The sequence below is a fragment of the Burkholderia sp. BCC0044 genome (assembly GCF_902832955.1).
Classification (GTDB): Bacteria; Pseudomonadota; Gammaproteobacteria; order Burkholderiales; family Burkholderiaceae; genus Burkholderia.
The window spans coordinates 713,129-732,269 of the sequence record NZ_CADFDO010000004.1 but is presented as its reverse complement, the minus strand read 5'-3'; the positions used below and the strand labels follow the sequence as shown (position 1 = coordinate 732,269).

The following is a 19,141-nucleotide window of genomic DNA, read 5'->3' as shown; positions in this document are numbered from 1 at the left end:
GAAGGGTCAGTTGCGCGCGTCGAGCGTGGCCGCAAGCGTGGCGTCGGTCAGCGACGCCGGTTCGGGCTCGCCGCGATGCGAGCCGGCGGTGCGGCCCGGCCCGATCCTGAACCAGATCGCGTACATCGCCGGCAGGAACACCAGCGTGAGGATCGTCCCGGCGAACGTGCCACCGATCAGCGTGTACGCGAGCGTGCCCCAGAACACCGAATGCGTGAGCGGAATGAACGCGAGCACGGCCGCCATCGCGGTGAGGATCACCGGCCGCGCGCGCTGTACGGTCGCCTCGACGACCGCATGGAACGGATCCAGCCCGGCCTGTTCGTTCTGGTGGATCTGCCCGATCAGGATCAGCGTGTTGCGCATCAGGATCCCCGACAACGCAATGAGGCCGACCAGCGCGTTGATGCCGAACGGCTGCCGGAACAGGATCAGCGTCGGCACCACGCCGATCAGCCCGAGCGGGCTCGTCATGAACACCATCACCATCGCCGAGATCGAGCGCACCTGGAAGATGATGATGACGAGCGTGATCGCGAGCATGATCGGGAACAGCGGCAGCATCGCGGTCGTCGCCTTGCCCGATTCCTCGATGGAGCCGGCTTCGTCGATCCGATAGCCGCTCGGCAACCGGGCCATGATCGGTTGAAGCTGCTTCGTGATGGCAGCCGATACGTCGGGCGGCTGCAAGCCGTCGGCGATGTCGCCGCGCACCGTGATCGTCGGCACGCGATCGCGCCAGCGCAGGATCGGTTCCTCCATCCGCACGTCGACCTTGCCGACCTGCGACAGCGGAATGCGCTGCCCGTTCGCGCCGGCGAGCGTGAAGTCGTCGAGCCGCGCCGGGTCGAGCCGCGCATCGCCGCCCGAACGCGCGATCACCTGCACGGTCCGGATGTCCTCGCGCACCGCGGTGACGGGCACGCCGGTCAGCAGGAACTGCAACTGCTGCGCGACCGCGCTGGACGTCAACCCGACCGCCTGCAGGCGATCCTGCTGCAGCGTGAAGTGCAGCGTCGGCGCGCGCGTGCCCCAGTCGGCATTGACGGTACGCATCATCGGGCTGCCGTTCATCACGTGCCCCACGTCGGACGCGATACCGCGCAGCGTGTCGGGATCGGGGCCGGTGATCCGGTACGCGACCGGGAACGGCGAATACGGGCCGAACACGAGTTGCGTGACGCGCACGCGCGCTTCGGGCGCGAGGCCGTCGGCGACGGCGCGGCGCAGGCGCGCCTTCAACGCGTCGCGTTCGTCCTGGCTGTCGGTGCGCACCACGATCTTCGCGAACGACGGATCGGGCAGCTCCGGGCCCATCGCCAGGTAGAAGCGCGGCGCGCCCTGGCCGACGTACGCGGTGACGATCCGCGCTTCCTTCTGCTTCGCGAGCCACGCCTCGACCTTCGACGCGGCGGCGCTCGTTTGCGAAATCGACGTGCCGTACGGCATCTGCACCTCGACGAGCACCTCGGGGCGATCGGAGATCGGGAAGAACTGCTTCTTGACGACCGCCATGCCGAGAATGGCGAGGACGAACAGGCCGACGACGGACCCCGCAACCAGCCATTTGCGCGCGATCACGCGCGTCAGCATCTGGCGGAAACGGTTGTAGCGCGGCGTGTCGTAGATCGCATCGTGACCGCCTTCGATCTTCCTGAACTCGGGCAGCATCTTCACGCCGAGGTACGGCGTGAACACCACCGCCACGACCCACGACGCAATCAACGCGATCCCGACGATCCAGAACATGTTGCTCGTGTATTCGCCGGCGGTGGAGCGCGCGAAGCCGTTCGGCATGAAGCCGACTGCGGTCACCAGCGTGCCGGCCAGCATCGGCGCGGCCGTATGGCTCCACGCGTAGGCCGACGCGGCCACGCGCCCATAGCCTTCCTCCATCTTCACGACCATCATTTCGATCGCGATGATCGCGTCGTCGACGAGCAGCCCGAGCGCGAGGATCAGCGAGCCGAGCGTGATGCGGTCGAAGTTCTTGCCGGTGGCGGCCATCACGACGAACACCACGGCCAGCGTCAGCGGCACGGCCGCGGCGACCACGAGCCCCACGCGCCAGCCCATGCTGACGAAGCTCACCAGCATGACGACGAGCAGCGCGGCGAAGAACTTGACCATGAACTCGTCGACGGCCGAGCTGATGTTCACGGATTGATCGGTGACCTTGGTCAGGCTCATGCCGAGCGGCAGCCCCGCATTGATCGCGCCGACTTCATGGTCCAGCGCGCGGCCGAGGTCGAGCCCGTTCCAGCCGTCGCGCATCACGATGCCGAGCAGCAGCGCAGGCTCGCCGTTGTTGCGGATCATGAACGTCGACGGATCCTCGTAACCGCGCTCGACGGTCGCGATGTCCGACAGCTTCAGCGTGCGGCCCTGCGAGACGATCGGCGTGTCGCGGATCTTCTGCAGCTTGTCGAACGCGCCGTCCACGCGAATGAAGATCTCCGGCCCGCGCGTCTCGACGGAGCCGGCCGCCGTCAGCACGTTCTGGCCTTTGAGCGCGGCGAACACGTCCTGCGGGCTCACGCCGAGCGTCGCGAGCCGGTCGTGCGCCAACTGCACGTAGATGCGCTCGGCCTGCTCGCCGATGATGTCGACCTTCTTCACGCCCGCCACGTGCAGCAGCCGCTGGCGCAACGCTTCGGCGTCGCGCACCAGCAGGCGCTGCGGTTCGCCCTTGGCCTTCAGCGCGAACAGCGCGAACGTGACGTCCGCGTATTCGTCGTTGACCATCGGGCCGATCACGCCGGCCGGCAGGTTGGTCGCTTCGTCGCCGATCTTCTTGCGCGCTTGGTAGAACTGCTCCTGCACTTCCGACGGCGGCGTGCTGTCGAGCAGCGTCAGCGTCGTGATCGCGAGGCCCGGGCGCGTGTAGGTTTCGGTGCGGTCGTACCAGCGCAGCTCCTGCATGCGCTTTTCGATCTTTTCGGCAACCTGATCGTGCATTTCCTGCGCGGTGGCGCCCGGCCATGCGGTGATGATCGTCATCACCTTGATCGTGAACGCCGGGTCTTCCGCGCGGCCCAGCTTGAAGAACGACACGAGGCCAGCCAGCGAAATCAGGCAGATCAGGAACAGCGTGATCGCGCGCTCGCGCACGGCGAGCGCGGACAGGTTGAATCGGCGTTCGCTCACGGCCGTGCTCCTTCGCTCGCGACCGTGGCGACCGGCGCGGATACGCGGACCGCTTCGCCTTCGTGCAGCAACTGCGCGCCGAGCGCGACGACGCGCTCGCCTTGCCTGAGCCCGCCGTCGCCGGACACGCGCGCGCTGTCGTCGTCGAGATGCTCGACCTTGACCGGCCGCCACGCCACCTTGGCCGGTTCACCGGCGACGACCCACACGCCGGGCCCTTTGCCCGCGTCCAGCAGCGCGCCGATCGGCACCTGCATGCCGCCTTGCGAAGCCGTGCGCGCGTCGTCCGGCACGCGGATCGTGACGGTCGCGCCCAGCGGGGCATCGGCCAGCGCGCCCTGCAGCACGTAGCGTGCTTCGAAAGTGCGCGTTCTCGCGTCCGCGGTATCGGAAAGCTGGCGCAGCGTCGCGGGGACGCTGACGTCCGGTTTGCCGAACAGCCCGGCCTGCGCGACCGACCCGACCGCCGGGCGCAGGGTTTCGGGCAACTGGATCACGGCTTCGCGGCTACCGGCGTGCGCGAGCCGCACCACCGGCTGTCCCGCGCTGACGACCTGACCGGGCTCCGCGAGCGTTTCCATCACGACGCCGTCGCCGTCCGCGACGAGTTGCGCATAGCCGGTCGCGTTGCGCGCGACGTCGGCGTCGGCTTCGGCGGCGCTCAGTTGCGCTTTCGCGGCATCGGCTGCTGCCTTGATCTGGTCATAGGCCGACGCCGATATCGCGCCGGTGCCGCGCAGGTCGCGGTAACGGGCTTCGTCCTCGGCGGTTTGCCGCGCGCGGGCCCGGGCGGCGGCGACGGCCTCGTCGCGGGCGCGCGCCGCGAGCTTCAGGTCGACCGGATCGAGCCGCATCAGCGGCTGGCCGCGCTTGACGGCTTGCCCGGTATCGACGAGCCGTTCCAGCACCTTGCCGGCTACCCGGAAGCCGAGATCGCTCTGCACGCGCGCGGCGACGGTGCCGCTGAACGAGCGGGACGCGGGAACGGCCGCCTGCACGACGGCGGTACGCACGAGCGGCGCTTCCGTGCGCGGATCGGACGGCGCTTTTCCGCTGCAGGCGGCTAGCGCGAGGGGCAGTGCGGAAGCGACTGCGAAGAAAGCGAGGCGACGCCGAACCATGAAAGACCCAGTGACGAAGTGAGCGGGGCTTTCATTGTGTATCTAGTGACCAATATAGTCAACAGTCACAAACGGTGACGCATCACGGCGCGAGGCTTCGGAGGACGAGGCTGGACAGTTGGGCGGGGGCGGCGTCGGTCGTGTCGAGGTTGTACTGCAGCAGCAGCGGGTTCAGGTACGGCCGCATCACGAGGTAGATCGCCGTCGCGGTTTCGTCCAGCGGCGTCTTGCGCTCGAACTCGCCGTTTTGCCGGCCTTCCTGGAGGACGTCCCGCAACAGCGTCTGCACGCGCGCCTCGTAGCCCTGCACCGACTGCCAGTTTTCGGTGGCGGCCGAAGCGGCAATGTCGTACAGCTTGCGGTCGTGGAAGAACAGCCGGAGGCTCGCCTCGGTCGAGACCCTGAACATCCGCCGCAGCTTTTCGGTGGGCAGTTCGGCGGCGGTCACGGCCGCGCGCACGTCCGTTTCGATCTCGCGCAGGCAGTTCGCGCAGATCATCTCCCCGATCGCCTGTTTCGACTCGAAGAACTTGTAGATATAGGCCTTCGAGAAGCCGATCGCCTTCGCGAGGTCCGACACGGTCGTCTTTTCATAGCCGTACCGGCTGAAGTGCTCGGTGGCGGCGGCCACGATCTGGTCGCGGACGTCGTGGTCGGCCGGGCCGCGCGCGGGCGCCGGGGAAGGGTCGATTTTTTTCATGGGCTGCAGCTGACAGGAATGGACATCGAGTGACTATTTGGTATTATAGTCACTACCGGATTTTTGCTAAAGCCCTCATGCTACCCAAACCCATCGTTGCCGCGGCGCTGGCCGCCATCTTGTCGGCGGGGTGTGCCGTCGGTCCCGACTATGTGCGGCCGGACGTGACGATGCCGCAGCAGTTCCAGGGCCAGCGTGCCGTGGACCAGCGCCACGCGGCGGCCGACGCCGACCTCGCGACGTGGTGGACGGGCTTTGGCGATCCGCAACTGACGCGATACATCACGCTGGCGCTCGCGCAGAACCTCGATCTCGAGCAGGCCGCGGCGCGTGTCGCGCAGGCGCGCGCGGGGCTCGGCGCGGCGACTGCGGCGCTGCTGCCGTCGGGCAATGTGAGCGGGCAGGCCGCGCGCGTCTACCAGTCGGTCGAAACGCCGTTGGGGCAGGTGTTGAATGCGACGCCCGGGTTCGACCGTCATGGCAACGACTACGAGGTCGATCTCAACGCGAGCTGGGAGCTGGACGTATTCGGCGGATTGCGCCGCGGCCGCGAAGCGGCGCTCGCCGACTATCAGGCGTCCGAAGCGGCGGCGGTCGCGACGCGGCTGGCCGTCGCCGCGCAAACCGCCGATACCTACATCACGATTCGCGGCTTGCAGGGCCGCCTCGACGTCGCGCGGCGCCAGGTACAGACCGAACAGGATCTGCTGTCGACCCTCAACCTGCTCTATGGAAAGGGCCTCGCGGCGGAGCTTCAGGTGAGGCAGGCCGAAGGCGCGCTCGCGCAGGTTCGCGCGATGGTGCCGGTGCTCGAAGCGGCGCTGGACGCGGCGATGAATGCGCTCGACGTGATGCTCGGCGCGCAGCCCGGCACGCATCGCGCGGAATTGCTCGCCGGCGGCGACGTGCCGGTTGCGCCGCGGATCGCGGCGACGGGCACGCCCGGCGAACTGCTGCGGCGCCGGCCGGACCTGATCGTCGCCGAGCGGCGCGTGGCGGCGTCGAACGCGCGCATCGGCGTGGCCATCGCCGAGTATTACCCGAAGTTCTCGCTGAGCGGGTTGATCGGCAGCGCGACGACGATGGGCGCGGGCAACCTGTTTGCCGGCGGCGCGAACCAGGCGGCGGGCGTGCTCGGGCTGCGCTGGCGGCTGTTCGATTTCGGCCGGATCAATGCGCAGATCGCGCAGGCCAAAGGGCAGGATGCCGAAATGCTGGCCGCGTATCGGCTCGCGGCGCTGCACGCGACCGAGGACGTCGAGAATGCATTCTCCGCGCTCGTCAAGCGTGACGAGCAGGCAGCCATTCTCGGCGACGGCGTGAATTCGCTCGCCCGCGCGCGGACTGCATCGTTCGCGGCTTATCAGAAAGGGGTCGTCAGCCTGATCGAAGTGCTGCAGGCCGACGAAAGCCTGCTGCGCGCGTCCGACGAACGCGTGCAGGCGCGAACCGAATCGGCGCGCGCGGCGGTCGCGGCGTTCAAGGCGCTCGGCGGTGGATGGCAGGCGCCGGAAGCGCAGGCTGTTGCGAGCCGGTAGCGGTAGTATCGGAACCTGATCGCCAGCCGAACTGGAGGCTTGAAGATGAAAATCAGCGAACTGGCCGAATTCGATGGTTCGAAGTACCTGAAGGACGAGGAAGCGATTCGTCACTACCTGGCGCAGGCGTTCGAAGATGGAGATCCTCGACTCATCCAGGTCGCGCTCGGGAAAGTCGCGAAGGCGCGCGGCATGACGGCGCTGGCGCGCGAGTCCGGTGTGAAGCGTGAAACGCTCTACCGTGCGTTGTCGGAAGGCGGGAACGCGGAGTTTGCCACGATCATGAAGGTCGTCGCCGCGTTGGGATTACATCTGACCGTTGCGCCGACCACGCAGACCGCCGAAGCGGCGCCCGCGCCTGAATCGACCTCGCGCGCCCGCTCGCATGCACGTGCGACGGCCCACGGATGATGTCGTCAGGGCCGGGCTGCAAACTTCCCGCCGGGCCCGCCCGTATCGACTCGCTCGGGATCGCCGCGCAGCACGCCGCTACCGCTCGATCGCCCCCCGCAACCGCCTCACATCCCGCTCCGACACTGGCGCGGCCTGATTCCCCCACGCACCGCGCACATAACTGACCACCGCGGCGATCTCGCTGCTGGTGAGTGCGCCGCGCATCGCCGGCATCCGTTGTACCGGCCCAGGCTTGCCCGGTGCGGGGCGCGCGCCTTCGACCACGATCCGGATCGTGCTCGTCGGATCGGCCGCGAGCACGATCGAACTGCCCGCGAGCGCCGGCCCGCGATCGCGCACGCCCGTGCCGTCCGCGCCATGGCAACGCGCACAAAACCCCGCATACACGCCGGCCCCCGGCGCCTGCTGGCCGCCTTCCGGACGCGGCCCGGCGGCCGTCAGCCGCGGCACGCCGACGCCCAGCGGATTCGTCGCGGCGGTCGGTTGCGCGGGCAACGACTTCAGGTACACCGCGATCGCCTGGCGGTCGGCGTCCGTCAGCAGCGCGGTGCTTTCGCCGACGACCGGCGCCATCGCGCCGAACACCGCGCCGCGCGCCGCATGGCCGCTACGCAGGAACGCGGCGACGTCGTCGGCCGACCAGCGGCCGAGGCCGTCCGGGTCCGCGCCGGTCAGGTTCGGCGCGAACCAGTGATCGTTGATGCCGCCGGTCAGGAACGCGGGGCTGCGCTCGTCGTAGCCGCGTTCGTTGTAGGCCGGCCCGCGCGGCGTATGGCATGCGCCGCAATGGCCGAGCCCCTGCACGAGATACGCGCCGCGATTCCATTGCGCCGATTGCGACGGCCGCGGCGTGAAGCGGTCGCGGTTCGCGAACGCGAGGCTCCACAGCGCGAGCGCCCAGCGCTGGTTGAACGGAAACGGCAGTTGCGTGAGCTTCGCCGCGTTCGCGGACGGCGCGACGCCGCGCATGAAGTACGCATACAGCGCGCGCACGTCGTCATCGGTCAGGTGTGCGAACGACGGATACGGCATGGCCGGATACAGCCGGCTGCCGTCCGCGCGCACGCCGCGCCGCATGGCATCGTCGAATTGCCGGAGCGTGTAGTTGCCTATGCCGTGCGTCGGGTCCGGCGTGATGTTCGGTGCATAGATCGGCCCGAACGGCGAATTCACCGGCTGGCCGCCCGCGTACGGCGTATGGTCGGCCGCGTCGTGGCACGCGGCGCAATCGCCGGCGAGCGCGAGATAGCGGCCGCGCGCGAGCGTCGCGGCGTCGGCGCTCGCGGCAGCCGCGGCGATCACCGGGCGGCGGGCGGTCGAGGCGGAAGCCGCATCGGGCGGCGCAGTGGACGCCGCCGACGATGTCGAATCCGCCACCGACGCATCCCGGTCGCGTGACAGCCGACGGTCGTCCTTCACGCGCGCGGACATCGACGCACCGGCATCGGCCGCCGACGCGCGAATCCGCACGAACCGCCAGCCCGACGCGGGCTCGGGCGCTTCCGCCGCCGACGCGGCGTCGGCCGCATCGCCGCCGGGTGCGGCCGCGTTGTCGTCCTGCTGCACGTCGCATCCGCAGAGCGCGACGCATACCGCGAACACGACGCCCGCGCGGCGGCCCGGAACGGGGAACAGGAACGGCAACGAAGCGAACGAGATCAGCGCCATGGGCTGCAAGGCCCCACGAAAGCGGTGACGATCCCCGTAAACACGAGACCGATCACGAAACCGAGCGCGGCGAGCATGCCGCAGCGCGCGAGAAAGCGCGTACTGTCGTCGCGCGTCGCGGCGGGCGCGTCGGCATCGTGCCGGTGCCGCCACGCGCGCGCGAGCCACGTCGCGCAGGCGGCCGCCGCCGCGAACGCGCCCGCGGCGATCAGCGCGAGCCACACGCCGACGTGCGCCCAGCGCGGCGCGGCCTGCGCGACGCCGAGCGGATAGCACGCGGTGGACGCGAGCGTTTCGGACACCAGCATCTGCGCGAACCACAGCGCGGGCGCGCCGACGAGGCCGGCGGCGATCGCGAGCAGCGGTGTCCACGCGCGTCGGGCGTCGTTCATCCCGTGCTCCTCAGCCAGAATGGCGATACGTAAAGCGCGGTGAAGATGAACAGCCACACGATGTCGACGAAGTGCCAGTAGAGCCCGCCGACCGTCAGCGCGACGCGTCGCTCGCGGCCGAAGAAACCGGCGGCCGTCCACCCGGCGAGCAGCGCGAGGATCGCGAGTCCGGCCACGACGTGCGCGAGGTGGAACCCGGTGATCGTGAAGTAGAGGCTGCCGTACAGGTGCGCGGTCGGGCCGTACGGATGGTCGCGCCATTCGTGCAACTGGACCAGCGCGAACGCGGTGCCGAGCACCAGCGCGACGACGAGCATCGCGACCGCACGCGCCTGCCGGTCGGCCCGCACCGCGCGCTCCGCGAGCCACACGAACACGCTGCTCGACAGCAGCACGACCGTGTTGATGGCCGCGAGCCCGATCTTCGGCATCCCTTCGGGGGGCCACGGTCCGGACCACTGCGACTGCAGGTAGAAATAGCAGAACAGCAGATAGCCGAACAGCCCGGCCTCGGTCACGATCAGCGTCAGCACACCCCACCAGCCGCCCGCGCGTTCGCCACAACTGCCGACCGGCAGCGGCTCGATACACGCGGCCGGCGCGCCGGCCGGGACCGTCGCCGACGACGGCTCGTCCGGATGACGCCCGGCGGCCGCGGCAGGCGCCTGCGTGTCGGCGCGGGCCGGCACGCGCGCGCGTTGTCCGAGCGCGCGGCGCGGCCACAGCCACGCGGCGGTGGCGATCGCGCAACCGGCGACGGCCACGCACACGAGCGTCGGCGAGCGCGCGAGCATTGCCGCGAACACGGCGGTCGCGAGCAGCGCGAGCACGAACGGCACGCAACTGTCTTCGGGCATCTTCAGGATCGCGCTCGGCGCCGCGGCGAGCGGCGTGACCGCGAGCGCCTCGCGCCCGTCCGCGAGCCGGTAGCCGACCCGCAGGCTGGTGCGGGTCGGATCGTCGCGCGTTTCCCACAGCGGATGCCGCGACGCGACGAGCGGCAGCACCGCGAAGTTGTACACGGGCGTCGGCGACGCGACCGACCATTCGAGGCCGGCCGCACCCCACGGATTCTCGCCGGCACGCACGCCGCGCCGCGCGCTCACCAGTGCGTTGACGACGAACATCACGATGCCGATCCCGAACACGAACGAGCCGATCGTCGTCAGCAGGTTCGACGTGTCCCAGCCCATCCCCGATGGATAGGTATAGATCCGGCGCGGCATCCCCAGCAGCCCGGAAACGTGCATCGGGAAGAAGCCGAGGTTGAAGCCGACCAGCACGACCCAGAACGTCAGCTTGCCGAACCGCTCGTTCATCATCCGCCCGGTGAACTTCGGGAACCAGTACTCGACGCCGCCGAGCACCGGGAACACGTTGATGCCGAGCAGCACGTAATGCAGGTGCGCGACGATGAAGTACGTATCGGTGAGCTGCCAGTCGAGCGGCACGGCCGCGGTCATCACGCCCGACACGCCGCCGACGACGAACATCAGCACGAAGCCCGCGAAATACAGGAACGGCGTGCGGAACACGGGGCGGCCGGTCCAGATCGTCGCGATCCACGCGAACACCGCGACCGCGCTCGGGATCGAGATCAGCATGCTCGCGGCGCCGAAGAGCGCGAGCGCGAGCGGCGCGATGCCCGTCGCGAACATGTGGTGGACCCACACCTCGAAGCCGATCAGCATCGTCGCGACCGTCGACACCGCGACCGCCTCGTACGCGACGAGCGGCCGCCGGCAGAAGGTCGGCAGCGCGTCCGACACGATCCCCATCGCCGGCAGCACGACCACGTACACCCACGGATGCGCGAACATCCAGAACAGGTGCTGCCACAACAGCTGCCGGCCGCCGTGCGCGACGTCGAAGAAGTGCGTGCCGGCATTGCGGTCGAGCCACAGCAGCAGGAACGCAAGGCTCACCGACGGCACCGCGACCAGGTTCGCGACCGACGCGGTCAGCGTGCCCCATACGATGATCGGCAGCCGGTCGATCGACATCCCGTGCGCGCGCATCCGCAGCAGCGTGACGACGAAGTTAGCGGCGCCGCCGGTCGTCGAGATGCCGAGCAGGATCATCCCGAGCGCGTAGATGTCGATGTTCGCGCCGGCGCTGTAGTCGAGCGACGTGAGCGGCACGTAGTTGAACCAGCCGCCGTCCGGCACCGCGCCGAGCGGGAAGCTCGCGTACAGGAACAGCCCGGCGAACAGGAACGCCCAGTACGAGAACGCGTTCAGCCGCGGGAACGCCATGTCGCGCGAGCCGAGCATCAGCGGCCACAGGTAGTTCGCGAAGCCGGACAGCACCGGCAGCGCGTACAGGAAGATCATCGTGACGCCGTGCATCGTGAACAGCGAATCGTATTGCGCGGGCGTGAGCAGCGTCGCGTTCGGCCGCGCGAGCTGGATGCGCATCACGAGCGCCTCGACGCCGCCGAGCAGCAGGAACACGAACGCGGTGACGATGTAGCGCAGCCCGATGCGCTTGTGATCGACGGTGCCGAGCCAGCCGCGCCAGCCGGGTTCCGATTCCCACAGCTCAGCCAGCGCGCGTTCGTGCGCGGAGCCGGGCGGCGCTTCGCCGAGATCGGGTACGCGGGTGAGCGGGGCGCGCGTGTCGCGGGCAATGTCCATCGGCATCCTTGGTTCAGTGCAGCGTCGCGAGATACGCGGCGAGATCGTCGGCATCGCGCGGCGCGAGCGCGATCGACGGCATCAGCGATTGCGGCTTGATCTGCTGCGCATGCGCGATCCAGCGGCGCAGGTCGTCGGGCGTGTTGTCGAGCGTGCCGGCCGCGAGCAGCCGGCGCGTGCCGACGTGCGTGAGATCGGGGCCGGCGTCGCCCGTAGCGTCGGTGCCGCGCACCGCGTGGCAGCCCGCGCAGCGCGCGGCGAACACGCGCTGGCCGCGCCGTTCGGCGCCGGCGCCTGCCGCGCGCGCCTGGGCCGGTTGTCGCTGCGCGGCGAGCCACGCACGAAATGCGGCCGGCGGCTCGGCCACGACTTCGAACGCCATGTGCGCATGCTGCGCGCCGCAGTATTGCGAGCACTGCCCGCGGTAGATGCCCGGGCGGTCGGCCTGCAGCCATTGGCGGTTGGTCTGGCCGGGAATCGTCTGGGTCTTGCCGGCGAGCTGCGGCACCCAGAACGCGTGGATCACGTCGGCGCTCTTCAGTTCGATCGCGACGGGCTCGCCCACCGGAATATGGATCTCGTTCGCCGTGACGAAGCCCGGGCCGTCCGCATCGTCCGGATAACGCACGGCCCACCACCAGTCCTGCGCGGTCACGGTGATCGTCAGCGCGGGCGGACGCGGCGGCGCGGCGATCGCGCCCAGCACGCGCAGCATGTACACGAGCGCGCCGAACAGCAGCAGGATCGAGATCGCGGTGCCCACGGTCACGATGGCCAGCCCGCTGCCGTAGCCACCGCCCGCCTGCGCGCGCCGACGAAACAGCGCGATCAGCAGCAGCGCCGCGATCGCGACGCAGACGAACGTGCACAGCGCGAGCAGCGCCCAGCCGAGCACGAAGACCGGCTGCGCGGCGGGGCCGGCCGCGTGGACGACGTACGCGAGCGGCAGCGGCGCGGCCGGATTGCCGGGCTCGGCAGGCTCGGCGGCCGCGCGCGCGACGATCGGCGCGACCGCCCACGCGAACGGTGCGATGCATGCGATACGACGTGTTTTCCTGGAGAGCGGAACGAGCAACACGACTCCTTGCCGCATTCGGCGGCGTGACGACGGCCGTTCGCGGCAGAGCAAGTTTCGTGCGCGCGCGGCTCGCAGGTAGGCAGCCGTGCGGGGGCGGGATGGCGGGCACGACGGCCGGTGCGTTACAGCCGCCTTGTAAATTGAGTGACGCGTTTTTACGCGCGCGTGTGGCGGGCGGCAGCCAGTTTGCTGTGCTGCTCAAGTTCCGGAGCGACGCGACAGCGGCAGCGGCGGCGTGCCGGCCATCATCGCAAAACGGCAGAACCGACCGCGAACGTCGCGCCGTCCCGGGGCCTTACGATTCGCCTTTCCCGTCCTTGCTGCCCTTGCCGGCCTTGTCGCCGTGGTCGCCCGGCAGCACGGCCGACAACACCTGCCGCGCGGTCTCGACGATCACGTTGCCCTCGCGCGGGTCGCCTTTCACCAGCGTTTCGGCGAAATGCTTCGCCTGCTGCAGCGTCACGTGCGGCGGCAGCGGCGGCACCTCGGGGTCGCTCTTCACTTCGAGCACGACCGGCCGGTCGGACGCGAGCGCCTCGTCCCACGCGGCGCCGAGCTGCTCCGGATCGTCGACGTAGATGCCCTTGAGGCCGACCAGCGTCGCGAAGCGGTAGTACGGCACGTTCGGGATCTGCTGCGACGCGTCGAACTTCGGGTCGCCTTCCATCACGCGCTGTTCCCACGTGACCTGGTTCAGGTCCTCGTTGTTCAGCACCATGCAGATCCAGCGCGGGTCGGGCCACTGGCGCCAGTATTTCGCGACGGTGATCAGCTCGGCCATGTTGTTCATCTGCATCGCGCCGTCGCCGACCATCGCGATCACCGGGCGCCGCGGATGCGCGAACTTCGCGGCGATCGCATACGGCACCGCCGCGCCCATCGACGCGAGCCCGCCGGACAGCGACCCCATCATCCCGCGCCGCATCATCAGGTCGCGCGCATACCAGTTCGCGCAGGAGCCCGAATCGCTCGTCAGGATCACGTCGTCGGGCAGGCGCGGCGACAGCTCGGTGAACGCGCGCTGCGGATTCACGCCGCGCCCGGCGCTCGCCTTCGCGGCCGCGCGGGCCGCGAGCGTGTCGTGCCAGTCATGGTTCCATTTCGCGATCCGGTCGCGCCATGCGGTGTCGCGACGCTCGTTCAGCAGCGGCAGCAGCGCGCGCAGCGTCTCGGCGCTGTCGCCGACGAGGTTGACTTCCATCGGGTAGCGCAGGCTCAGCATGTCGGCCTTCAGGTCGATCTGCACGCCGCGCGCCTGGCCTTCCTTCGGCAGGAATTCCGAATACGGAAAGCCGGAGCCGACGACCAGCAGCGTGTCGCATTCGGTCATCAGCGCGTAGCTCGGCTTGGTGCCGAGCAGCCCGATCGAGCCGGTGACCCACGGCAGGTCGTCCGGCAGCGCGGCCTTGCCGAGCAGCGCTTTCGCGGCGCCCGCGCCGAGCCGGTCGGCCACCGCGATGACCTCGTCGGTCGCCTTCAGCGCGCCGGCGCCGACCAGCAGCGCGACTTTCGAGCCCGCATTGAGCACGTCGGCCGCGCGCCGCAGGTCGTCCGCATAGGGCACGACTTTCGGCGCGGTGTAGCCGACGCCCGAATGCACGGTGCCGTGCGCACGCTTCGGCGGCGCGTAGTCGAGCTCCTGCAGGTCGTTCGGCAGCACGAGCGCGGTGACCGTGCGCGCGCCGAGCGCGGTGCGCACCGCGCGGTCTACCAGATGGCGCACCTGGCCGGGCACCGTCGCAAGCTGGACGAATGCGCCCGCAACGTCCTTGAAAAGCGCCGGAAGATCCACTTCCTGCTGGTAGTGGCCGCCGAGCGCCGCGCGCGCCTGCTGGCCGACGATCGCGAGCACCGGCATGTGGTCGAGCCGCGCGTCGTACAGGCCCGTCACGAGGTGCGCGGCGCCGGGGCCGGACGTCGCGACGCATACGCCGAGCTCGCCTGTAAATTTTGCATGCGCGGACGCCATGAAGGCCGCCATCTCCTCGTGGCGCGCCTGGATGAATTCGATCTTGCCGTCCGCGCGGCTGAGCGCGCCGAAAAAGCCGTTGATGCCGTCGCCCGGGTAGCCGTAGATGCGGCGCACGCCCCAGTCGTACAGCCGCTCGACGATGAAATCCGCCACTGTCGCCATGCTGTTTCTCCTTGGTCCGCGATGAGCCGATGCGGGGCGGCCGCGCAAGGCACGTGCCGCGCGGCGTGCGTCGGGCACAGCGGTTGCCCGCCTGCGGCCGATACGACGTGTGCTGACGAGCGAGGATGCCGCACGCGAATCGTTCACTTTCTTGTCGAGGAATCGTCACATGTCTGCATTCAACCGTTCGTTCATACGCCGCGGTGCAGCCTGCGCGCTGCTGGCCGCGTGCGGAGCGGCGCTGCCCGCGGCGGCGCAGTTGCGCCCGCCCAATCCAGCCAGCGTGCCCGATACGTCCACGCAGGCGTTCAAGCGCGCCGACCGAAAGATGATGGAAGCGATGGAGAGCGCGCCGTACACGGGCGACGCCGACCGCGATTTCGTCGCGCACATGGCGCCGCATCACCAGGGCGCGATCGACATGGCGCAGGTCGAGCTGAAATACGGCAAGGATCCGACGCTGCGGCAGCTCGCGAGCCGGATCGTCGCCGCGCAGCGCGACGAGATCGCGCTGATGGAGCGCTGGCAGAAGGAGCACGGCAAGGCGCCGTGACCCGTGATGCGAGACGGAAATACGCAGGGCGATACGCGGCCGGCCGTACCGGCGGTTCCGTATCCGGCCAGCGGCGATAGCGGACACGCGCCGATGCGATGGCCGCGAGCACGGGCGGACGCGGCAGGAGGCGCGACGCATGGACGGTGAGCGTGCGGCGGAAGTCCGGTCGATCGACAGCGTCGCCGACTACATGGCCGTGATCGGCGCGCAGCGGCAGACGATGGCGCTGCGGCTGTTTCGCGGCCAGTGCAACGCCGGCTGGCCGCTCGTGCCGGGCATCGCGCGGCAGCGCGCGTCGCCCGACGTCGAAGCGCAGATGCTCGACGAATTCACGCGGCGCGCGCTGCCGCATCTCGAACCCGGGCAGGCCCTCGACGCATGCGACTGGCTGGCGCTCGCGCAGCAGCACGGGATGCGTACGCACCTGCTCGACTGGTCCGGCAACGCGCTGGCCGCGCTGTGGTTCGCGGTGAGGCGCGCGGGCGAATCGGGCGGAGACGGCGTGGTGTGGTGCCTGTCGCACGACGCCGCCGACATCGCGACCGCCGCCGAACGGCGCGCCCCGCTGCAGGTCACGCGCACCAAGGTGTTCCGGCCGCGCCACGTGATGCCGAGGATCACCGCGCAGGACGGCTGGTTCACGATTCACTGTTACGACGCCGACGCCGGGCGGTTCGTGCCGCTCGACGAGCACGCGGACCTCGCCGGCCGTCTGGTGCGCATCGTCGTGCCGGGCGCGCGGTTCGCGACGATCCGGCAGGAACTCGGCGGTGTCGGCGTGAGCGTCGCGACGATCTTTCCGGATCTCGACGGCATCGCGCAGCTGACCGACACGCGCTATTTCCCGGACGACGAGGACACGCACGCGCCGCGGTAAACCACGGCCGCACGGGCTTGCGGGGCGGGCACGCGCGATGCTTGTTGCGACGGCGCGCACGCGGGACCGAGCCCCGAGCTGCCCTGCTTGCGTCCGGTTCGCGGCGGGCGGCGACGCGGTTCATGCGCGCATTCAAACAAACGATCGAATCCGGAGGCTTTCATGCGCGAACCCAACGAACCACCGAGCAGCCGTCGCGACACCGCGTGCGAGCCCGGCGCCGGTCCCCGGCCGGCCGGGCACGCGGTCACGCGCGCGTTCGAACGTTTCGCGTCGAGCGTGACCACCTGGGCCGGCTCGCCGGTCGCGTTCGGCAGCGCGGTCGCCATCACCGTGCTGTGGCTCGTGAGCGGGCCGCTGTTTCACTACTCCGACGCATGGCAGCTCGTCATCAACACCGGCACCACGATCATCACGTTCCTGATGGTGTTCCTGCTGCAGCGCAACCAGAACCGCGACAGCGTGGCGTTGCACCTGAAGCTCGACGAGCTGCTCGCGGTCACGCGCGCGGCGAGCGACCGGCTGATCGGGATCGAGGATGCGTCCGAGGAAGAATTGCGCGCGTTGGCGCAGACCTACGTCGAGATGGCGCAGCGCGCGGCCGAGCGCGGCGACGACGAGCCGGGCGGGAAGCGCGCGGAAACGGCCGACGCGCCGCCCGAATCCTGATCGTCGGATCTTCCGCTCCTCCGATCGAGCGAGGCGCGGCCCGATGATTTTTCAAACGCTTGTCGTTTCCGGCGCCGCATCGCCGCGCGAGCGCTTGAACGCGACGCTCGCAGCGGGGAACGGCACGTGCTGCATACCGACACGAAGCCCGGGCGTTCCGGGTACTGCCGACGGTGACTCCATGAACTCCAGAACCCCTTCGAATCCGTTGCTGAATCTTGCGGTGGCCGTCGCCTGCGGAGCGGCCGCGATGTACTTCCTCGATCCGTCGTCCGGCCGGCGTCGCCGCGCGTATCTGCGCGACAAGGCGGTTGCGGGCCGGCACGGCGTGACCGATTATGCGAATACGCAGTTGAAGCGCGCGGCCGATCATGCGCGCGGCGCGATCGCCGGCCTGCGGGCCGACTGGCTCGCGGGCGATGCGGACGACGTGCAGGTTGCCGAGCGCGTGCGTGCGGCGCTCGGCCGGCTCGTCGGTCGCCCGCGCGACATCGACGTGAGCGTCGAGCACGGCAACGTGTGCCTGACCGGACAGGTCGAGGAGGCCGAACGGCAGGCGCTGATCGACGGCGTCGCCGCGCTGCATGGCGTGCATCACGTCGAGGACGCGCTGGGCGCGCGCAGCGAATACAAGGCGCCGCCCGAAGGTCAGTCTCACTGACGCGGCCGCGGCTGCCCGCATCGACGGGGGCCGGCGAACGAGTACGACACGCATTCGGCGCACGCACGGCTGCCGGCACCCCCGGCAGCCTGGCGCCTCAACCGGAGCAAGCCCATGACCGAACGCCAGCCCCCCGATACGACGCCTCCGCCTCCGGAGCCCGGCGCGCACGACGCGCTCGAACACCTGCTCGGCAGCCTGCATCGGCACGGCTTCCTGCGCTTCGCGAACGAGGTCGTCAGCGCGAACGCGCGGCTGGCCGACACGTTCGTCGACGCGCTCGACAAGCCGGGCATGCAGAGCGGCATGCAGAATCTCGCGGTGCTCGTGACGGCGCTGTCGCGCATTCCGCCGGAGCAGTTCGGCCGCGCCGCGTTCGCCGCGGCCGACGCGCTGCATCACGTCGGCTCATGGCAGCCGGCGCAGCACGAGCATGTCGCGCCTGGTGTGCGCGGCGTCTACCGGCTGCTGCACGACGAGGCGCTGTGGGATGCGCTGACGCCGCTGCTCGAAGGGCTGAAAGTCTTCGCACAAGGGCTCGCGCGCGATCAGCAATCGCCGGTCGCCGGGCTCAACGAGACGACGAAAGACGCGTGACCGCGCCCGGTGGCAGGTCGCTCGCGGCGCACAGGCCCGCGAACTGACGGATGATCCGCTGCGTCGGCGCGCTTGCCGGCCAGTGCGGCACAGCGTCGATACCGACCCAGCGGCACAGCGCGATTTCCCGGCCGGGGCACGCGTGCGCGCCGCGCGGCAGGCTCGCGACGAACACGTGGTGGCGTTTCACGCTGCCGTCCACGTAGAAGAAATACGCGAGCTCGAGATCGGCGAGCCCCGTTTCCTCCAGAAGCTCGCGATGCGCGGCGTCGAGCGCCGACTCGCCGCGCCGGATCACGCCGCCCGGCAGCGTCCAGCGCGACGACCGTCCGCGGGCGACCAGCAGCACGCGCCGGTTGCGAAGGCAGACGATCGTCGCGCGTTCCTTTGCGAGCGGCGCGAGCGGCACCGCGCGAACAGGGAAATCGGACGGATCGGGTAGCGTCATGCAGGGGAGGCGACGGGTGATTGAAAGATCCATGCGCTTCTGGCGCAACGTGCGTGCCTGCTTCCCGTCGCGCGTGCCCGCGCGTGAACAGTTTCGGGCCCGCTTGCCGGCCGCCGGCCGCGATTTTTCAACGGCTTGTCATTTCTGCCGCCGTCCATCGCGGCCGCTTCGATTGGGTGGGGCGGCACGACGCGCGGCGATCACGCGTCGCCGTGTTCGCCTTGTTCGCCGAATGGCGCGCGACGCGGCGGCGTTTCGGCTTCCGGCTCGGCCGGCTTGCCTTCGGCGGGGTCGCGCGCGCTGCGCGGCGGCGGCGTGGCCGTGCCGCGGCGCTTGCCTTCGGGGCCGGGCGTGCTGTCGCCGCGATCTTCGTCGCGTGTGTCGGTGTCGAGCGAGGGGGGCGAGCGTGTCATGGTTCGCGGCGTCCTGTCGGAGCGGTCGAAGTGCACCTGTCGCGCATCGCGCGTGCCGGGGTCGAACGAAGCCCGTTGCCGGGCCCGCTGCT

The 19,141-nt window shown here is 69.9% G+C and carries 17 protein-coding genes; 7 read left to right on the top strand and 10 right to left on the bottom strand.

Annotation, left to right across the window (positions count from 1 at the left end; genetic code table 11):
* Positions 1–6: 6 nt before the first annotated feature.
* From HWX14_RS26020 to HWX14_RS26010, 3 genes are all read right to left on the bottom strand, one after another.
* On the bottom strand, positions 7–3,147 hold the full coding sequence (locus tag HWX14_RS26020; protein ID WP_175885215.1) for an efflux RND transporter permease subunit: 3,141 nt from the start codon (positions 3,145–3,147) through the stop codon (positions 7–9).
* Complete coding sequence (locus tag HWX14_RS26015; protein ID WP_175885214.1) at positions 3,144–4,268, bottom strand: efflux RND transporter periplasmic adaptor subunit; 1,125 nt, start codon at positions 4,266–4,268, stop codon at positions 3,144–3,146. The genes HWX14_RS26020 and HWX14_RS26015 overlap by 4 nt, the downstream gene beginning before the upstream one ends.
* Positions 4,269–4,350: 82 nt before the next feature.
* Complete coding sequence (locus HWX14_RS26010) at positions 4,351–4,968, bottom strand: TetR/AcrR family transcriptional regulator (RefSeq protein ID WP_175885213.1); 618 nt, start codon at positions 4,966–4,968, stop codon at positions 4,351–4,353.
* Between the two features lie 77 nt (positions 4,969–5,045).
* Between HWX14_RS26010 and HWX14_RS26005 the strand changes: the two genes are divergently transcribed.
* Together HWX14_RS26005 and HWX14_RS26000 are read left to right on the top strand one after the other, a co-directional pair.
* Positions 5,046–6,506: an efflux transporter outer membrane subunit gene (locus HWX14_RS26005; protein WP_175885212.1), complete on the top strand. Its 1,461-nt coding sequence runs from the start codon at positions 5,046–5,048 to the stop codon at positions 6,504–6,506.
* Positions 6,507–6,551: 45 nt separating this feature from the next.
* Positions 6,552–6,917 (top strand): addiction module antidote protein, encoded by a 366-nt coding sequence (locus tag HWX14_RS26000; RefSeq protein WP_175885211.1) that lies wholly within the window; start codon positions 6,552–6,554, stop codon positions 6,915–6,917.
* Positions 6,918–6,995: 78 nt separating this feature from the next.
* On the opposite strand, the gene HWX14_RS25995 is transcribed toward HWX14_RS26000, so the two are convergent.
* The 5 genes from HWX14_RS25995 to HWX14_RS25975 form a co-directional block, all read right to left on the bottom strand.
* Positions 6,996–8,588 (bottom strand): cytochrome c, encoded by a 1,593-nt coding sequence (locus HWX14_RS25995; RefSeq protein ID WP_175885210.1) that lies wholly within the window; start codon positions 8,586–8,588, stop codon positions 6,996–6,998.
* A complete protein-coding gene (locus tag HWX14_RS25990) occupies positions 8,579–8,980 on the bottom strand; it encodes a cytochrome C oxidase subunit I (RefSeq protein WP_175885209.1) in 402 nt (133 codons plus the stop codon). Before HWX14_RS25990 ends, HWX14_RS25995 begins: the two co-directional genes overlap by 10 nt.
* Positions 8,977–11,616, bottom strand: a complete 2,640-nt coding sequence (ctaD, locus tag HWX14_RS25985; RefSeq protein ID WP_175885208.1) for a cytochrome c oxidase subunit I — start codon at positions 11,614–11,616, stop codon at positions 8,977–8,979. Before ctaD ends, HWX14_RS25990 begins: the two co-directional genes overlap by 4 nt.
* Before the next feature lie 13 nt (positions 11,617–11,629).
* Positions 11,630–12,691, bottom strand: a complete 1,062-nt coding sequence (gene coxB, locus HWX14_RS25980; protein WP_175885207.1) for a cytochrome c oxidase subunit II — start codon at positions 12,689–12,691, stop codon at positions 11,630–11,632.
* Between the two features lie 298 nt (positions 12,692–12,989).
* Positions 12,990–14,828 carry a thiamine pyrophosphate-requiring protein gene (locus tag HWX14_RS25975; RefSeq protein WP_175885206.1) on the bottom strand — a complete coding sequence of 613 codons (1,839 nt, stop codon included), beginning with the start codon at positions 14,826–14,828 and terminating at the stop codon, positions 12,990–12,992.
* A gap of 169 nt (positions 14,829–14,997) precedes the next feature.
* Here HWX14_RS25975 and HWX14_RS25970 point away from each other — a divergent pair, with 169 nt between their 5' ends.
* The 5 genes from HWX14_RS25970 (at position 14,998) to HWX14_RS25950 (ending at position 18,188) form a co-directional block, all read left to right on the top strand.
* Positions 14,998–15,381 (top strand): DUF305 domain-containing protein, encoded by a 384-nt coding sequence (locus HWX14_RS25970; RefSeq protein ID WP_175885205.1) that lies wholly within the window; start codon positions 14,998–15,000, stop codon positions 15,379–15,381.
* Between the two features lie 139 nt (positions 15,382–15,520).
* The gene (locus HWX14_RS25965) at positions 15,521–16,261 is read left to right on the top strand and encodes an FRG domain-containing protein (protein ID WP_175885204.1); all 741 of its coding nucleotides are present in this window, start codon (positions 15,521–15,523) and stop codon (positions 16,259–16,261) included.
* Positions 16,262–16,423: 162 nt separating this feature from the next.
* The gene (locus tag HWX14_RS25960; RefSeq protein WP_175885203.1) at positions 16,424–16,930 is read left to right on the top strand and encodes a low affinity iron permease family protein; all 507 of its coding nucleotides are present in this window, start codon (positions 16,424–16,426) and stop codon (positions 16,928–16,930) included.
* A gap of 181 nt (positions 16,931–17,111) precedes the next feature.
* Positions 17,112–17,591, top strand: a complete 480-nt coding sequence (locus HWX14_RS25955) for a BON domain-containing protein (protein ID WP_175885202.1) — start codon at positions 17,112–17,114, stop codon at positions 17,589–17,591.
* 114 nt (positions 17,592–17,705) lie between these two features.
* Positions 17,706–18,188 (top strand): DUF1641 domain-containing protein, encoded by a 483-nt coding sequence (locus HWX14_RS25950; RefSeq protein ID WP_175885201.1) that lies wholly within the window; start codon positions 17,706–17,708, stop codon positions 18,186–18,188.
* Here HWX14_RS25950 and HWX14_RS25945 read toward each other — a convergent pair.
* Together HWX14_RS25945 and HWX14_RS25940 are read right to left on the bottom strand one after the other, a co-directional pair.
* Positions 18,163–18,636, bottom strand: coding sequence for an NUDIX hydrolase (locus HWX14_RS25945; protein WP_175885200.1), 474 nt, complete (start codon positions 18,634–18,636; stop codon positions 18,163–18,165). The two genes, HWX14_RS25950 and HWX14_RS25945, sit on opposite strands and share 26 nt — an antisense overlap.
* 200 nt (positions 18,637–18,836) lie before the next feature.
* Positions 18,837–19,049 (bottom strand): hypothetical protein, encoded by a 213-nt coding sequence (locus HWX14_RS25940; protein WP_175885199.1) that lies wholly within the window; start codon positions 19,047–19,049, stop codon positions 18,837–18,839.
* Between the last annotated feature and the right edge of the window lie 92 nt (positions 19,050–19,141).

Coding starts and splice junctions, on each gene's coding strand:
- HWX14_RS25940 (WP_175885199.1), bottom strand. CDS start 19,049: ATGACACGCTCGCCCCCCTCGCTCGACACCGACACACGCGACGAAGAT.
- HWX14_RS25990 (WP_175885209.1), bottom strand. CDS start 8,980: ATGAACGACGCCCGACGCGCGTGGACACCGCTGCTCGCGATCGCCGCC.
- HWX14_RS25970 (WP_175885205.1), top strand. CDS start 14,998: ATGTCTGCATTCAACCGTTCGTTCATACGCCGCGGTGCAGCCTGCGCG.
- HWX14_RS25955 (WP_175885202.1), top strand. CDS start 17,112: ATGAACTCCAGAACCCCTTCGAATCCGTTGCTGAATCTTGCGGTGGCC.
- HWX14_RS26000 (WP_175885211.1), top strand. CDS start 6,552: ATGAAAATCAGCGAACTGGCCGAATTCGATGGTTCGAAGTACCTGAAG.
- ctaD (WP_175885208.1), bottom strand. CDS start 11,616: ATGGACATTGCCCGCGACACGCGCGCCCCGCTCACCCGCGTACCCGAT.
- HWX14_RS26005 (WP_175885212.1), top strand. CDS start 5,046: ATGCTACCCAAACCCATCGTTGCCGCGGCGCTGGCCGCCATCTTGTCG.
- HWX14_RS25945 (WP_175885200.1), bottom strand. CDS start 18,636: ATGACGCTACCCGATCCGTCCGATTTCCCTGTTCGCGCGGTGCCGCTC.
- HWX14_RS25960 (WP_175885203.1), top strand. CDS start 16,424: ATGCGCGAACCCAACGAACCACCGAGCAGCCGTCGCGACACCGCGTGC.
- HWX14_RS26015 (WP_175885214.1), bottom strand. CDS start 4,268: ATGGTTCGGCGTCGCCTCGCTTTCTTCGCAGTCGCTTCCGCACTGCCC.
- HWX14_RS25975 (WP_175885206.1), bottom strand. CDS start 14,828: ATGGCGACAGTGGCGGATTTCATCGTCGAGCGGCTGTACGACTGGGGC.
- HWX14_RS25950 (WP_175885201.1), top strand. CDS start 17,706: ATGACCGAACGCCAGCCCCCCGATACGACGCCTCCGCCTCCGGAGCCC.
- HWX14_RS25995 (WP_175885210.1), bottom strand. CDS start 8,588: ATGGCGCTGATCTCGTTCGCTTCGTTGCCGTTCCTGTTCCCCGTTCCG.
- HWX14_RS25965 (WP_175885204.1), top strand. CDS start 15,521: ATGGACGGTGAGCGTGCGGCGGAAGTCCGGTCGATCGACAGCGTCGCC.
- HWX14_RS26010 (WP_175885213.1), bottom strand. CDS start 4,968: ATGAAAAAAATCGACCCTTCCCCGGCGCCCGCGCGCGGCCCGGCCGAC.